Origin of the sequence: Acidipila rosea (assembly GCF_004339725.1) — a bacterium.
Lineage (GTDB): Bacteria > Acidobacteriota > Terriglobia > Terriglobales > Acidobacteriaceae > Acidipila > Acidipila rosea.
This window is the reverse complement of sequence record NZ_SMGK01000001.1, coordinates 96,982-112,083: the sequence shown is the minus strand read 5'-3', so window position 1 is coordinate 112,083 and position 15,102 is coordinate 96,982. Positions and strand designations below refer to the sequence as shown.

Genomic DNA, 15,102 nt, shown 5'->3' with positions numbered 1-15,102 from the left:
GCAGCACCACTATCCTGAAACAGAAAAGCTGCCCGCTTAAAACCCGGCAGCTAGAGACGAACCTCGTGCCGCTACTTTTTCTGCGCCACCGACTTCTGCGCCACTGAGGATGGTGAAACAACAGAGGACGGATTGACCGCAGCCGCCGCGGGCGGCAGGTCATAGACCTCTATCGAGCCTTCGTTGAGAATGGCGAAGCGATTGCCATCCGGAGAGAGCGCGAAGTTCTGCCCTGCGCTGAGAATCGGATTAGCCTTTTTAACCATCTTGAGCTGACCGGTCGCCGTATCGAAAACGCCCACCATCTGGCTGGCGATATCGCTCTCGTTGACCGGATCAAGCGTGCCGATGTCATGGGTGGTCAGCAGCGACCCATAGGCGAACCTGCTGCCGTTCTCCGCCATCGCAAACGTGGGCCAGATGTAATGAGACGACCATGTCTGCTGCCAGAGAAGCTTTCCCTCCATGGAGACGGCGCTCACGACATGGTCTCCCGTCGTGCCGACGCAGCCGCTCACCAGCGTCACATCTACACTCAGCGGCGTCTGGGTAGGCTGGCAGGTGGAAGGCACATTGGTGAGTTGCTTAGGCGTTCCCTCGACCGGCACATATTGGATCAGCCACTGATTGTTCTGCCTTGCCGAGAGCGCCTCCATGTAGCCGTTATCCACAATGGGCATGTCGATCGGCTCGTGCGTGACAGAGGTTGCAATCACCTTCTGTGTAGCAGCGCGGACAAGGTAGATACGTGTAGGGCGAGTGCCGATTTCAGGGACAGGGTCAGCCGCCGTCGGCCCGGGACGGCGCTCGGAGAGTGGCTGCTTGACCTCCACCAGCAGAAGCTTTCCATCGGGGGAAAACTTCAGGGCCTCAATCGGATCAGTGAGACGCAGATAGGGCTTGAGGGCCAGCGTCCTGTCCGTGGTGTAGAGCGTGTCTCGCTGCCGGATCAGGAACCGGCCTCCGCCCATCGGCCACAGATACTGGCCGCGGTCATGCATCCGCCAGTCAACCTGCGTAACAACCTTGCCGGTTGAGATCTGAAGCACCACCGCGCGGATGGTCTGATCTTCGTCGCCGTCCGTGTCCCCGGGCAGCCGCCGCATGAGCGTGTTGAGGTGAAAGGTGAACAGCAGATGGTCACTGTCGATGAAGTTCAGGCTCCCCGAAGAGAGCCGATAGATGAGATAGAAGGTGCTGGGAGGAGCGTAGCCAAGAGGCTCCACCGCAAGGCGAACCGTCGGCTGCGGCCCCGGATCAGTCTTCGCCGGTGCCGCGGCAAAGCCATGGAAGGCCTGCGCACAGACAAGAGCGGCCACCCCGATCCCCATGAATTTCGCCATTCCCCTCATGTCCCTATATTGCTACAAGCCCCGCATAGTTGTTGACAATTGATTGGCTTCCCAGTTTGATAGCTTTCATCCTGCCCGTTTTACTGCTGGAAAATGTACGCATGCCTGAGGCCGAATGAACAAGAAGAAAGCCGCTCTGCCCCTCACCCTGGGTTTAAGCCTGGCGGGGCTCCTGCTCCCGCTCAGCGTCTCTGCACAAACCTCCGCCGCAAAGAATCTGAAGGCCATGGATCCCGCCCTGATGAATACCAGTGTCGACCCATGCGTCGATTTCTACCAGTACTCCTGCGGAGGCTGGCTCAAGAGCAATCCCATTCCCGCCGACGAATCCTCCTATGGACGCGGCACGGAGCTTGAAGAGCAGAACCGGCTGGTGTTGAAATCGATCCTCGACCGGGCCGCTGCAGACAATCCCGGACGCTCCCCCAACGACCAGAAGATCGGCGACTATTACGCCACCTGCATGAATGTGGATGCGATCAATGCCGCCGGGTTGAAGCCCATCGAAGCGGTGCTGGCCCAGATCGACGGGCTCAGATCAAAGGAGGAACTGCCCGGCCTGCTGGCGAAGATGACGCTGAACGGCGAAAACCCTCTCTTCAACTTCGAATCAGACCAGGACTTCAAAGATGCGACGCAGGAGATCGCAGTCTTCGATCAGGCCGACCTCGGACTGCCGGAGAAAGGCTACTACCTCCGCACCGACGCGCAATCCGTCAAGCTGCGGCAGCAGTATCAGGATCACGTAGAGAAGACCTTCGAACTGATCGGCGAATCGAAGGAGCAGGCGGCCAGGGATGCCGCGACCGTCCTCTCCCTCGAAACCGCACTGGCCAAGGCGTCGCTCGACAATGTACAGCGCCGGGACCCGGCCAATCTCTATCACAAGACATCGGTCTCGCAGTTCCAGAGCTCCGTGCCGGGCTTCTCGTTCGCGCGCTACCTGCGCGACGTTGGCTCTCCTGACGTAGCCTCGGCCAACGTGGCGACCCCGGCATTCTTTACCGGTTTGAACCAGACCCTCGGCAGCACTGACATTGATTCCATCAAAACCTATCTGCGCTGGGCCGCCGTGCGGGGAATTCCCTCCACCGCTCTGCCCAGCGCGCTCGATCAGGAGTCCTTTAATTTCTACGGCAGAATCCTGGTCGGTCAGCCCGAGCAGCAGGCGCGGTGGAAGCGCTGCGTGCGTTCCGTAGACGGCGCATTGGGCGAGGCTCTCGGCAAGGCTTATGTGGCGGAGCGCTTCAGCCCGTCGGACAAGGCCCGCACCCTGGCGCTGACGAAGGACATCGAAACCGCGATGGACCACGACATCGACCAGCTCACCTGGATGAGCGCCACGACCAAAGCCAAAGCCAAGGAGAAGCTGCACGGCGTGGCCAACAAAATCGGCTACCCGGATAAGTGGCGCGACTACTCCACGCTCACCGTGGTGCGCGGCGATGCCCTGGGCAACGCGCAGCGCGCCACCGTCTTTGAGGCGAAGCGCGAGATTGCGAAGATAGGCAAGCCCGTCGATCGCGGCGAGTGGGGCATGACTCCACCCACGGTGAACGCCTACTACAACCCGCAGATGAATGACATCAACTTCCCTGCCGGCATCCTCCAGCCGCCCTACTTCGACCCGCGCCAGGACGATGCAGTCAACTACGGCGATGCGGGTGGCGTGATCGGCCATGAGCTGACCCATGGCTTCGATGACGAAGGACGGCAGTTTGACGCGAAAGGCAACTTCGAGGACTGGTGGACACCCGCAGACACGAAGCAGTTCAACGAGCGAGCCGACTGCGTGGTGAAGGAGTATGACAGCTTCGTCGCCGTCGACGGGCTGCACGTAAACGGCAAGCTCACCCTCGGCGAAAACATTGCTGACCTGGGCGGGTTGAAGCTGGCGTTCCTGGCCTACGTGGACCGCGCACAGCGCGCCGGCATCAACCTTGCAACCAAGGGTAGCGCCGAGTACGGCAACCTCACTCCGGAGCAGCAGTTCTTCGTCGCATACGGACAGGGCTGGTGTCAGAACAACCGTCCCCAGGAGCTCAAGCTGCGGGTGCAGGTCGATCCCCACTCGCCGGAAGAAGACCGCGTGAACGGCGTCGTGGTCAATCTGCCGGAGTTCCAGAAGGCCTTCAACTGCAAGACCGGCCAGCCCATGGCGCCGGCCAGGCGGTGCGCTATCTGGTAGAGGAAGAGCATCTGCGTTTAAATCAACGGGGGCTGCTTGCAACTGAAATTGGTTGCGAGTAGCCCCGTTGCCGTTAGGCTGCGAAGAATGTCAAGACACGACAAGCCATCTCCGTCTTTGTCATAGAAGCTCGCTCGTCGTGTGCGAGAGTATTGTTTATGGCTTCGACAGAGATAATCCCGGTGAAACCACCCGCCAATCAGGGGCTGGGGTACGGCGCCTGCGCGCTGGCCGGATGCCTGTGGAGCACTGGATTCTACTTCGGCAAGATCGCCCTCGGCGAGATGTCCGTGGGCCACATGGTGCTTTACCGCTTTCTCTTTGCCACCGCGGCGCTCCTGCCGGTGCTGCGCAAGCCGCGCTTTTCCCGCCACGAGTGGGGATTATTGCTGGTGGCCGCCTTTCTCGGCGTCCCGGTGCAGTTCCTGGTGCAGTTCTATGGGCTGTCTCTGACGACCGTCAGTCAGGCTGCGCTCATGGTCGGAACCATGCCGGTGATCCTTGCCATTGGCGCCACCATCTTCGCCCATGAAAAACTGGACAGGCTGGGCTGGATTGCCCTCTGCGGCTCAACCGCCGGCGTAGGGCTCATTGTCTTCAGCGGGCGCTCGGCGGATGCAGGGCCCCGGCTCACAGGCGACCTTCTGGTGGTCGCGTCGCTGGTGCTCTCGCTTGGCTGGATCCTGCTCAACAAGCGGCTGATGCTGGGCAACTCCCCGCTGAGCGTAACCGCCTGGGGAGTCCTCCTGGGCACGGCGATGCTCACGGTGTGGGTGCTGCTGGTCAACGGGGCGCCACCCGTCCACGGCATCAGCCTGCGGGCCTGGCTGGCGCTCGCCGCCAGCGGCGTGCTGTGCACCGCCTCCACCACGCTGCTCTGGAACTGGGGCATTCACCACGTTCCCGCCTCGCGTGCGGGCGTCTTCCTGAACATCGAGCCGGCCATGGGTTCGGTGCTGGGCATCAAGCTCATGGGCGACCACCTCGGCCCCGGAACCCTCGCCGGGGGAGCGCTGATCCTGGCCGCCGCCGTAACGCTGACCACCAGCGGACGGGCCGAGCCCGAGGGGATGTTGGAGTAAGCGAAGCCCTCTGCCAGAGAAAAACCATCGGAGGCATGCTGCGAACCGTTCAGGCGCTTCTTTTTCCCATTGGCTGGAAGGCTTTGCCGCTTTCCCTGCCGCTCTAGTAGCATCAAAATACACGCCTACGGGCTGATGCAGCCCGGGCCGAAGCGCCTGACTTCCGCCAGCCGGACCACCCTCGCACCTTCCCTCCGAACAGGAAGCAGCCCGGGAGCAATCCGGGAGACTACAAAAGCGGCAGGCAAATCGCAATCGCCACCATGGAGGAACCTCCTTTGTCCGAACCAAGCCGTTTCCTGTTTACCTCGGAGTCAGTTACCGAGGGGCACCCAGATAAAATCGCCGACCAGATCTCCGACGCCATCCTCGACGCCTGCCTGGAGCAGGATCCCTACAGCCGCGTGGCCTGCGAGACCCTGACAGCGACGGGCCTGGTCGTCATCGCTGGCGAAATCACCACCCGTGCCTATGTCGATTTTCAGTCGCTGGTCCGCGGCGTCGTTGCCGCCATCGGATATGACAACGCGCTTTACGGCTTCGATTCCAACACCTGCGCTGTGATCTCGACCATCAACAAGCAGTCCGGCGACATCGCCATGGGCGTGGATACAGGCGGCGCCGGCGATCAGGGCATGATGTTCGGCTACGCCACCAACGAGACTGAAGAGCTGATGCCGATGCCAATCTCGCTCGCCCACAAGCTGACGCGGAGACTGAGCGAGGTTCGCAAGTCGGGCAAGCTGCCCTACCTGCGCCCCGACGGCAAGAGTCAGGTCACCGTCGAGTATGACGCCAACGGCAAGCCAGTCCGCATTGATGCCGTCGTCATCTCCACCCAGCACGCTGAGAACGTCTCGAATGAGCAGCTTCGCAGCGAGATCCTCAAGCACGTCATCCAGGCGGTCCTGCCTGCAGCGCTGCTCGATGAGGACACCAAGTACCACATCAACCCGACCGGGCGTTTCGTCATCGGTGGCCCCATGGGCGACAGCGGCCTGACCGGGCGCAAGATCATCGTCGACACCTACGGCGGCATGGGCCGTCACGGCGGCGGCGCTTTCAGCGGCAAGGACCCGACAAAGGTTGACCGTTCGGCTGCCTACATGGCCCGCTACATCGCGAAGAACATCGTCGCGGCCGGTCTGGCCGAGCGCTGCGAAGTGCAGCTCGCCTACGCCATCGGCGTGGCGGAGCCGGTCAGCGTGCTGGTGGAGACCTTCGGCACCGGCAAGGTCTCGCACGAGAAGCTCGTCGAAGCCATCCGGGCCAACTTCCAGCTGACGCCCAAGGGCATCATCGAAAGCCTCAACCTCCGCCGCCCCATCTACTCGAAGACGGCTGCCTACGGCCACTTCGGCCGGGACGACAAGGACTTCACCTGGGAGGCCACCGACAAGGCTGCAGCGCTTGCGGAGCAGGCCGGGCACAAAGTCGCCGTCACCCGGTAACTCGCAACACTGGTTCCAATCCCAAGCCCCGCTCCGGTTCACCCGGACGGGGCTTTTCTACTTGCGGCGAAAGCGCGCGAGCAGCTGCGCAGGCAACTGTGACCCGGTGAGGCGCAGTGCAATGCCCGCCACGGCGAGCCAGACCAGGGTCGCGAGCAGCAGCAGCAGCAGCTCGCGGATGCGGCCATGCGCGGGAAACACATAAGCCAGCCCGCGGAGCGCGGCAAAGCTGACCACAGCCGCCAGCAGGGCGCGCAGCAGCTCACCATATTCGAGCTCGGCCACGCTGACCATACGGCGTCGATGCAGCAGCACTGCAAGTGTCAGCGTCTGGATCAGGATTCCGATATCGGATGCAGCCGCCAGCCCCACCGGGCCATGCGCGCGATAGAGCGACCAGTAGACTGGCAGCGAGAGTACCGTAACAATGGTGCCCGCGATCATCGGCGTCAGCGTATTGCCGGCCGCATAGAACGCCCGCGCATACAGCGCCTGCGCCGACCATAGGCACAGCGAGATCGAGAAGACCGCGAAGTACACAGCCATGGTGCTGGCGTCTTCGCGATGAAAGACTCCACCCCGGAACACCACGTCCACCGCCGGCTGCGCCATGGCAATCATCCACGCGGAGAGCAGCACCGAAAAGGCGAGGATGCGTGAGACCGAGGAGTCCACGGCACGGCTGAAAGCCGCCACATCGCGGCCCTTGTCTGTGCTGCCATCCTTGCCATAGAGCGAGGCGAGAAACGGCAGCGAAGCAGCCCCCGCTGCCTGCCCCAGCGCGACCGGCGCGGTAAAGAGATTCTTCGCATAGGTCAGCAGAGAGATGGCGCCGCCATTGTGCGAGGCGAAATAGTTGATGATCCAGTTGTCGGCAGTCACCAGGGAGACGCCAAGCATCAGCGGGATCGACATCTTCACCCACTCGTGGAGCCCCGCATTGCCCAGGTCAAGCTTGGGGCGAAACTTCATGCCGAGCCGGTGCGCACCGATAGCGTTGAGCAGAAACGGACCGCAGAACGCGCCCACGACGGTTCCGATGGCGAGCGAGGAGACGCCAATGCTCTTTGCGAGAACCACTCCGCCCAGGATCGTACCCAGGTTATAGATGAGCGGCGAAACCGCCTGCACAGTGAACTGCTTGCGCACCAGCAGCACCGCGCCGAAGACGCCTCCTGAAAAGAAGAACAGCGGAGCCAGCAGCAGGATACGGGTGAGATGAACGCACAGTTCAAGCTTGGCCGGGTCCTTGTCAAAGCCGCTGAGCAGCGCTCGCACATAGACCGGCGCAAAGAACTCCGCCAGCAGAATCGCCCCGCCGAGTACGCAGAGCATCGTCGTCAGAATGACCGACATGGCCTCGCGTCCCTCTTCTTCGCGGCCTGAGTCGCGATAGCGCGTGAGCATCGTCACAAAGGTGATCGATGCCGCTCCGCCGACCAGGAAGTAGGAGATCATGTCCGGAAGCTGGAAGGCCGCGTTGAAGGCATCCGCAGCCGCTCCGCGCCCGAAGAGGTAAGCGATGTACTTCACGCGTACCAGTCCGATCACGCGCGACAGCGTAACGGAAGCCATGAGCAGCAGCGTGGCCGTAAAAGCCGTGTGGCTGCGCGAGGGGCTCAGCAGGTTCATCGCCCTGCGCCACGCTGGCGCGGGAGAGGCGAGCTGTCCGGTTGGGATGGTTTCCGGCATGATGGTATGCAGTGATTCTAATCGGCAGGAGCAAAGGAACAGCCTCGCAATGGAAAACTACCGCCTCAAGGTCTTCCGCACGGTAGCCACGGAGTTGAACTTCCGCAAGGCAGCCGAGTCGCTCCATGTGAGCCAGCCCGCGGTGAGCCAGCACGTACAGGCGCTTGAGGAAGAGCTGGGGCTGCGGCTCTTCGACCGCTCCGGCCAGCGCATTGCCCTTACCCCGGCAGGCAAAACTCTCTTGAAGTTTGCGACCCGCGTCGCGCGCATTCTCGACGAAGCCCGCGTCGCCCTCGCCGCTCTTGAAGGTGAGACTGGCGGCGAGCTCAAGCTGGCCGCCTCCACCACCGTGGCCCAATACATTCTCCCCCGCATCCTGGGAGCCTTCCTCAAGGATCATCCCCGGGTCGCACTCTCCGTCATCAGCGGCAACACCGAGCGCGTTGTCGAGCTGGTGAGCGAAGGCACGGCGCAGCTCGGCCTCATCGAGGGCCCCGCGCGCAGCAAAGAGGTCCACGTTGAAAAATTCCTCTCCGACCGCCTGGTGCTCATCGCGCCGCGCAGCCATGAGTGGAGCGGCGCAGCCAGCATCCCTCTGGCGGCGCTGGCAGGCGCGCCCCTGCTGCTGCGCGAGCAGGGTTCAGGCTCGCGGCGCGTCGTCGAGCAGGCGCTGCACCGGCATGGGCTGCCGCAGGCAAAGCTGAAAGTGGTCATGGATCTGGATTCGACCGAGGCCATCGTCTCCGGCGTCGAAGCAGGCCTCGGCTGCGGCTTTGTCTCCGAGTGGGCCATAGGCAAGGAGCTCCGCCTCGGCACGGTCGCCCTCGTGCCCGTCGATGGCCTGGAGATCGAGCGCGATTTCTCTCTCGTGCGCAGGCTCGGTCCCGAGCCGGGCGGCGCGACCGCGGCTTTCATCCGCTTTGCCAAGGCGCAGCAGCGGTCATAAGCCTGCACGATTCGCAATAAGAAGAGAGTCTTGGACGCGGCGAATCAGCGATGAAAAGCTGATCCTGTCATGCACAAGAATCTCTTCTTTATCGGAATCATCCTGGCAGCGGCGGGCCTGCTTTCCCCACCGCTGGCCCTGGCTGCCGGGCTTGCTTACGGCCTGCTCGTCACCCACCCTTACCACCTGGACAGCAAACGGCTGGCGAAGTTTCTGCTGCAGGCGGCGGTGGTCTGCCTCGGCTTCGGCATGAACCTCAGCGAAGTCATCAAGGTAGGCAGGTCGGGCTTCCTCTACACCGCCATCGGCATCAGCTTCGCCCTGCTCCTCGGCACCCTGCTGGGCAAGCTGCTGCGCGTGCAGCAGACGCAGTCCTTCCTCATCTCTGCGGGCACGGCCATCTGCGGAGGCAGCGCCATCGCCGCACTCGGCCCCGTCACCAATGCTAATGAGGAGGAGATGGCGGTTTCCCTCGGCACCGTCTTCGTGCTGAACTCTGTTGCGCTCTTCCTCTTTCCCTTCATCGGCGCGCGCATGCATCTCTCGCAGACGCAGTTCGGGCTATGGTCTGCGCTCGCAATTCACGACACCAGCTCCGTAGTCGGCGCAGCCGCCAAGTATGGCGCGCTCGCACTCACCATCGGAACAACCGTCAAACTGGCCCGCGCCCTGTGGATTGTGCCGGTTGCGGTGGTTGCCTCGGCGGTAAAGAAGAGCAAGTCCGCGATCCAGCTCCCGTGGTTCATCCTCTTCTTCTGCCTCGCGGCCGTTGCCAACAGCTACTTCCCTGTTCTGCATCCCGCCTATGCCGCAGCCTATCGGCTGGGCAAGCTGGGCCTGGCCGTCACGCTGTTTTTGATCGGCACCGGCATCTCCCGCACGACCCTCAAGGAGGTAGGCGCGCGGCCCATGATCCAGGGCCTCATCCTCTGGATCGTCGTCGCCGGAATCTCCCTCTTCGCCATCGCCCGGGGAATCATTCACCTCTAAGCTCCGCTGTCGCGCAAAAAGCAGAAAGGCCCACACCTCGGCAGGTGTGGGCCTTCGTTTCAGTTGTGAGTATTTACTGGCGCGGTGCTGCGCCGCCCTGCAGCTTCTGGGTAGCGATCTGACCGGCGGCGCCGGTCTTATCCTGGTCCTTGATCTCGGCGTAGAGACGCTTGGCCTCCGCAGGATTGGTGCCCTCGTAGAGCGCTGCCAGCTGCAGCTTCGCGGCTGAGGCAGGCACGGTCACGGCAGGATTCGCAATCAGCTGCTTGTACTCGTCGATCGCCTGCTGCGTGCGGCCCGTCTGCTGATAGAGTCCCGCAAGCGCCATCTTGGCCAGCGCGGCCAGACCGGAATCATGCGCATCGGCAGCCTTCTTCAGCTCGGTTTCCGCCTGCGAATTCTCTCCCATGGTCATGTAAGTCAGTCCGGCAAAGTAGCGGGCATTCGCCCCCTCTTTGAACCAGCTGTAGTTGTCCGCCACCTGCACAAAGATAGGATTGGCGGCGCGAGCACGTTCGGCAGCCGAGGCGTAGGTCTTCTCCCCGGGCTGGGCAGGCTCGTCGGGCTGTGCCAGCGGAGTCTGGTAGATGGACATCGCCTCTCCGAAGGCGGCCTGCGCCTTGGTCTGGCGGTTATTCCATGTAATTAGGCCGGCGAAAAAGAGGCCGACAATGACGACGATGACGATCGATCCGCGAATCACAGCGGTGCGATTCTCTTCCAGCCATCCAATGCCGGAGGTCGTAGCGTTTACAAAATTGTCCTGCTTGAGTGCGTGACGGGTCTGAGTGTCCACTTCGGCTGCCTTCTTAAGAGTGCGTCCTTCCAGGCGGGAACGGATGCGGGCAAGGAATAAGAGAACTTCTGCCTTGAATAAGGCAAGTTTAGCACAGGCCAGCCAGCTCCGCGGCCGGTCCGGCGCGGGCTGCGCTGATCAGATAAAGAGCAGGGGCTGCCTCATGAGCAGCCCCTGCTCCAGTAAGAAAATCCCGGCTATGCAGCTCTCACCGGGTCTTCGATCAGTCCATTCTCGATCTTCTCCTGGCAGGAGATGCAGTAAGGAGTCCACGGCAGCGCCTCGAGCCGCTTCTCGCCGATGGGCTTGCCGCATTGCAGACATTCGCCAAAGCTGCCCTCCTCCATCCGTTCCAGCGCCAGACGCACCAGCGAGAGCTGACTGTGCCCGCTGGTGCCCTGGCTGAAGAGCAGCTCCTTCTGATAAGACGACACCGCCTGATCGGCTACGTCCTGGATATCGTCGATGCCAACATTGCGGCCCTGCTCGACGGCCGTGAGCATGGAACGTTCGAGCGTCTTCTGCTGCTCAATTAGCCGTTCCTGAAAAGCACGAAGTTCTTTGGAGGTATAAGGCACTTGCTAACTCCTTTACACAGTAAGAAAACGAATGTACTGATTCGCAAACATTCATTGGACGCATCCTGGCCCAAAAGATTTGTTTATTTTTTCCACATTCTGTCGAACTCGCCGCCGCCCGCGCAGCGGACTTGATGCGCAGCGCTGCTAACCGTTAGGCTAGGGAGAGCCATGTATGAGGACTTTCGCATAACCGACCGCTGGACCGGCGAAGAGCTGCACTGTCGCTGGAGAGCCAACATCGTTGCTATTGCCACCCGTCACGCCGATGCGGTGGATGTGCGATTCTCCGTCAACGACACGCCGCTCTGGATCGCCATGCCCTGCATGGCCTGGGTCGAGCAGAAGAAGCGCACCGGCCACGTCATCACCGACCAGCTCGCTGCGCAGATCGCTGGCAGATACCTCAAGCAGGCCATCGAAAGCGGCTACGACAACGGTCGCGAGATGTATACGATGAGCGTCGAAGAGGTACTGAGCCATCTCGACGCGGTCCTTAAAGAGGTCGGCCACACCAGCAAACTCCCTCCCCTGGTCCCCAGCAGCGACGCTCAACCCGTCGCCTGACGCCTTGAGCCAGGACCGGACGCAGGCTCGACTTTTCAGAGAGTCGGCAGAGCCCTTTTGCTTTTACTCCCCGCGGGTGGGAGAATATCAGGTTTGCTTCACCCGAGGAGACTCTGCATGGGAGCTGCCACCGCAGCCACTTACTTCCGTATTCTCACGGAAGGCCCGCACGTTCACCGCAATCTTTCCACTCCACAACTAGTCGAGGCTGCTCTCGCCCGCGGCGAAGCCAGTCTCGCCGCCAATGGCGCGCTCGTGGCCTACACCGGCTCCCGCACCGGGCGCTCTCCCCGCGACAAGTTCATCGTCGAGGATGAAGAAACCCGCACCCGCGTAGACTGGGGCAAGGTCAATCAGCCCTTTCCGCCGGAGAAGTTCGAGGCGCTGCTCGAGCGCGTGGTTCGCCACATGGCTGAGCGCGACCTCTACGTCATGGACCTCTTCGCTGGCGCCGATCCCACCTATCGCCTGCCCGTCACGCTGGTCGCCGAATACGCCTGGCACGCCCTGTTTGTGAAGCAGCTCTTTATCCGTCCCGAGATGAGCGAACTCGCCAGCCATGCAGCCGAGTTCACCATCATCGCCGCGCCCGAGTTTGAGGCCGTGCCGGAGCGTGACGGAACCCTGTCGAGCACCTTCATCCTCTCCGACTTCACCCGCAAGATCATCCTGATCGGCGGCACCAAATACGCCGGCGAGATGAAGAAGTCCATCTTCGGCGTCATGAATTACCTGCTCCCCGAGCGCGACGTCTTTCCCATGCACTGCTCGGCCAACATCGGCCCCGAGGGCGATACCGCGCTCTTCTTCGGCCTCTCCGGCACCGGCAAAACCACCCTTTCCGCCGATCCCCTCCGCATGCTCATCGGAGACGACGAGCACGGCTGGGGACCGAAAGGCGTCTTCAACTTCGAGGGCGGCTGCTATGCCAAGTGCGTCGATCTCTCCGAGGAAAAGGAGCCGCAGATCTTCCATGCCATCCGCTTCGGCTCCGTGCTCGAAAATGTAGTCATCAACGCGCGTACCGGCGAGCCGGACTACTCCGACATCCGCCACACCGAAAACACCCGCGCCGCCTATCCCATTGAGTTCATCGAAAACGCCGTTATCCCCGGCATCGGAGGGCACCCGAAGAATGTGCTCTTCCTCGCCGCCGATGCCTTCGGCGTGCTGCCGCCCATCGCCCGCCTCACCCCGGAGCAGGCGATGTATCACTTTCTCTCCGGCTACACCGCCAAGCTGGCCGGCACTGAGGCCGGTCTGGGCAGCGAGCCGGTGCCGGAGTTCTCCACCTGCTTCGCCTCTCCCTTTCTGCCCCTCGCGCCCAGGGTCTACGCCGAGATGCTCGGCGAGCGCCTGCGCCAGCACGGTGCAGACTGCTGGCTGGTCAACACCGGCTGGACCGGAGGAGCCTTCGGCGCCGGCAGGCGGATGAGCCTCAAACACACCCGCGCCATGGTCCACGCCGCCATCGACGGCCGCCTCGCCCAGGCCGAGTTTGTCACCGAACCCGCCTTCGGCCTCTCCATCCCGACCTCCTGTCCTGACGTACCCGCGGAGCTGCTCAACCCGCGCAACGCCTGGCCCGACAAGCACGCCTACGATGCGCAGGCGCGCCTGCTGGCGAAAAAGTTCGAAGCCAACTTCGCCAAATTCGACGCCCTTGAGTCGATTCGCGCCGCTGGCCCCAGGGTCTCACGCTAGCCATGTTTGCGCGGCGGCTCAGCATTCAGCGCATCGACGCCACGGGTGCGGCTCACCCCTGCCCCATCGCGCAGATCGACAACTTCGCCATGCGCAACTTCACCAACGATGCCATCTTCGATGACACCCTTCCCTTGGCCGACGGCGCCCTCGAAGCAGGCTTCCGGGTGCCCCTCGACCGTTTGCATTCGGCGATGGAGGACTGGTTCCGTCGCAAAGGCTATCTGCGGCCGGAGGAGCGGCTGCAGGTAGCCGAAGTAGCCGAGCAAAGCTGACGCGGCGCCTGCAGATACTGGAGCGCAATCGGCCCGCGCTTGTTACACTCTTCCTCTGATGACAGACGGACGACGCCCGGTACGCTACGATGCAGCTCAGGCCTGCGCCGAACTCGCCGCAGCCGACCCGAAACTGGGCGCGCTGATCGAGCGGGCCGGCCCCTTCACCCTGCGGCTCAAGAGCCAGCACTCGCCCTTTGAGGCGCTGCTCGAATCCATCATCTACCAGCAGCTGCACGGCAAGGCTGCAGCCGCCATCCTCAAGCGCCTGCTCACCCTCTTCGGCGAGCTGCACCCCAGCCCCGAACACCTCGCCGAAGCCAGCGACGAGATGCTCCGCTCCGTCGGCCTCTCCGGCAGCAAGGCGCGCGCGCTCCGCGATCTCGCCGCCAGAACCCTCGACGGCACCGTGCCCACCCTCACCGAGATTCGCCGCATGCCCGATGACGAGATCGTGAGCCGCCTCACCGAGGTGCGCGGCATCGGGCCATGGACCGTCGAGATGCTCCTCATCTTCCGGCTCGGCCGCCCCAATGTATTTCCCGTGAGCGATTACGGAGTCCGCAAAGGCTTCGCCCTCACCTTTAACCGCCTGCCCAAACTGAAACCCTTCGACGCCACCATGCTGGCCAAGCCCGACGAGATGAACCGCCGCGCCCGCCGCTGGGAACCCTGGCGGTCCGTGGCCACCTGGTATCTGTGGCGCGCCTGCGATCTGGCGGGTAAACCCTCGCCACCTCCCGAATAGAGCTCTCCCACCCCCGAATAGACCCGAAAGGAAGCTAACTCATTCCTTCCATTCGGCTTAAGCACCACATCCAGGCAAATTTTCCGGGGAGCGCCCCGAAGGCAGCTGTCTCTTTTTCGGAATTTGATAGAAAGTCACTCATGTTTTATGCATCCATCGTGCTACAGTATTCATCAGAAGTACCAAAGGCTGGAGTTCCAGCCACACTTCTTAAGTATTCCGCTGGAGGAAATCAAAATGACCATCACTCGTTGGGATCCGTTCCGGGATGTAATTGCGCTGCAGAACCGCATGAACTCGCTCTTTCAGGACTACACCCGTGGCCAGGGCGAAACGGAAGGAGTCGCCGCGACGGCCTTCGTGCCGCCCGTCGACATCTATGAGGATGAGCACAAGATCGTGCTCAAGCTGGAAGTGCCGGGCATGAAGCAGGAAGACCTCGATATCCGCCTCGAAAACAACACCCTGACCATCCGCGGTGAGCGCAAGTTCGAGAAGGAAGAGAAGGAAGAGAACTTCCATCGCATCGAGCGGCGCTATGGCAGCTTCTACCGCGCCTTTACCGTTCCCAATACGGTGAATACCGAAGGCGTGCAGGCGGCGTATGATGCGGGCGTGCTGAGGATTGAGCTCGCCAAGCGCGCTGAGGCCAAGCCGAAGCAGATCAAGATTGCTGTGAATGGCAGCAAGGAGATCGAATCCAAGCCGGCGGCCTGACCCGCAAGCAGACACA

At 62.3% G+C, this 15,102-nt stretch carries 14 protein-coding genes; 10 read left to right on the top strand and 4 right to left on the bottom strand.

Translation table 11 applies throughout. The annotated features are described in order from the left end of the window. Positions 1–71 precede the first annotated feature (71 nt). A complete protein-coding gene (locus tag C7378_RS00525; protein WP_131990657.1) occupies positions 72–1,343 on the bottom strand; it encodes a hypothetical protein in 1,272 nt (423 codons plus the stop codon). A gap of 124 nt (positions 1,344–1,467) precedes the next feature. Here C7378_RS00525 and C7378_RS00520 point away from each other — a divergent pair, with 124 nt between their 5' ends. From C7378_RS00520 to metK, 3 genes are all read left to right on the top strand, one after another. Further along, complete coding sequence (locus C7378_RS00520) at positions 1,468–3,540, top strand: M13 family metallopeptidase (RefSeq protein ID WP_131990655.1); 2,073 nt, start codon at positions 1,468–1,470, stop codon at positions 3,538–3,540. 158 nt (positions 3,541–3,698) lie between these two features. Continuing rightward, positions 3,699–4,622 (top strand): DMT family transporter, encoded by a 924-nt coding sequence (locus C7378_RS00515; protein WP_131990653.1) that lies wholly within the window; start codon positions 3,699–3,701, stop codon positions 4,620–4,622. A 278-nt stretch (positions 4,623–4,900) separates the two neighbouring features. Continuing rightward, complete coding sequence (gene metK, locus C7378_RS00510; protein ID WP_279388560.1) at positions 4,901–6,073, top strand: methionine adenosyltransferase; 1,173 nt, start codon at positions 4,901–4,903, stop codon at positions 6,071–6,073. A gap of 57 nt (positions 6,074–6,130) precedes the next feature. Here the strand turns inward: metK and murJ are convergent, their stop codons facing one another. Further along, complete coding sequence (gene murJ, locus C7378_RS00505; protein ID WP_243647962.1) at positions 6,131–7,765, bottom strand: murein biosynthesis integral membrane protein MurJ; 1,635 nt, start codon at positions 7,763–7,765, stop codon at positions 6,131–6,133. A 49-nt stretch (positions 7,766–7,814) separates the two neighbouring features. Between murJ and C7378_RS00500 the strand changes: the two genes are divergently transcribed. Then, entirely contained in the window at positions 7,815–8,711 is an 897-nt protein-coding gene (locus C7378_RS00500) for a LysR substrate-binding domain-containing protein (RefSeq protein ID WP_165876568.1), read from the top strand. A gap of 69 nt (positions 8,712–8,780) precedes the next feature. Then, complete coding sequence (locus tag C7378_RS00495) at positions 8,781–9,701, top strand: YeiH family protein (protein WP_131990645.1); 921 nt, start codon at positions 8,781–8,783, stop codon at positions 9,699–9,701. Between the two features lie 73 nt (positions 9,702–9,774). Here the strand turns inward: C7378_RS00495 and C7378_RS00490 are convergent, their stop codons facing one another. Both C7378_RS00490 and C7378_RS00485 read right to left on the bottom strand, forming a co-directional pair. Beyond that, positions 9,775–10,497 (bottom strand): tetratricopeptide repeat protein, encoded by a 723-nt coding sequence (locus C7378_RS00490; protein ID WP_131990643.1) that lies wholly within the window; start codon positions 10,495–10,497, stop codon positions 9,775–9,777. Positions 10,498–10,694: 197 nt separating this feature from the next. Continuing rightward, the gene (locus C7378_RS00485) at positions 10,695–11,075 is read right to left on the bottom strand and encodes a TraR/DksA family transcriptional regulator (RefSeq protein ID WP_243647961.1); all 381 of its coding nucleotides are present in this window, start codon (positions 11,073–11,075) and stop codon (positions 10,695–10,697) included. Positions 11,076–11,246: 171 nt separating this feature from the next. Between C7378_RS00485 and C7378_RS00480 the strand changes: the two genes are divergently transcribed. The 5 genes from C7378_RS00480 to C7378_RS00460 all read left to right on the top strand — a co-directional run bounded on the left by C7378_RS00480 (position 11,247) and on the right by C7378_RS00460 (position 15,086). Further along, positions 11,247–11,642 carry a hypothetical protein gene (locus C7378_RS00480; RefSeq protein WP_131990641.1) on the top strand — a complete coding sequence of 132 codons (396 nt, stop codon included), beginning with the start codon at positions 11,247–11,249 and terminating at the stop codon, positions 11,640–11,642. Between the two features lie 117 nt (positions 11,643–11,759). Beyond that, positions 11,760–13,346, top strand: a complete 1,587-nt coding sequence (pckA, locus tag C7378_RS00475) for a phosphoenolpyruvate carboxykinase (ATP) (RefSeq protein ID WP_131990639.1) — start codon at positions 11,760–11,762, stop codon at positions 13,344–13,346. Positions 13,347–13,348: 2 nt separating this feature from the next. Continuing rightward, positions 13,349–13,621 carry a hypothetical protein gene (locus C7378_RS00470; protein WP_131990637.1) on the top strand — a complete coding sequence of 91 codons (273 nt, stop codon included), beginning with the start codon at positions 13,349–13,351 and terminating at the stop codon, positions 13,619–13,621. A 58-nt stretch (positions 13,622–13,679) separates the two neighbouring features. Continuing rightward, positions 13,680–14,369, top strand: a complete 690-nt coding sequence (locus C7378_RS00465; RefSeq protein ID WP_131990635.1) for a DNA-3-methyladenine glycosylase family protein — start codon at positions 13,680–13,682, stop codon at positions 14,367–14,369. Between the two features lie 237 nt (positions 14,370–14,606). Further along, a complete protein-coding gene (locus C7378_RS00460; RefSeq protein ID WP_131990633.1) occupies positions 14,607–15,086 on the top strand; it encodes an Hsp20/alpha crystallin family protein in 480 nt (159 codons plus the stop codon). Positions 15,087–15,102 lie beyond the last annotated feature (16 nt).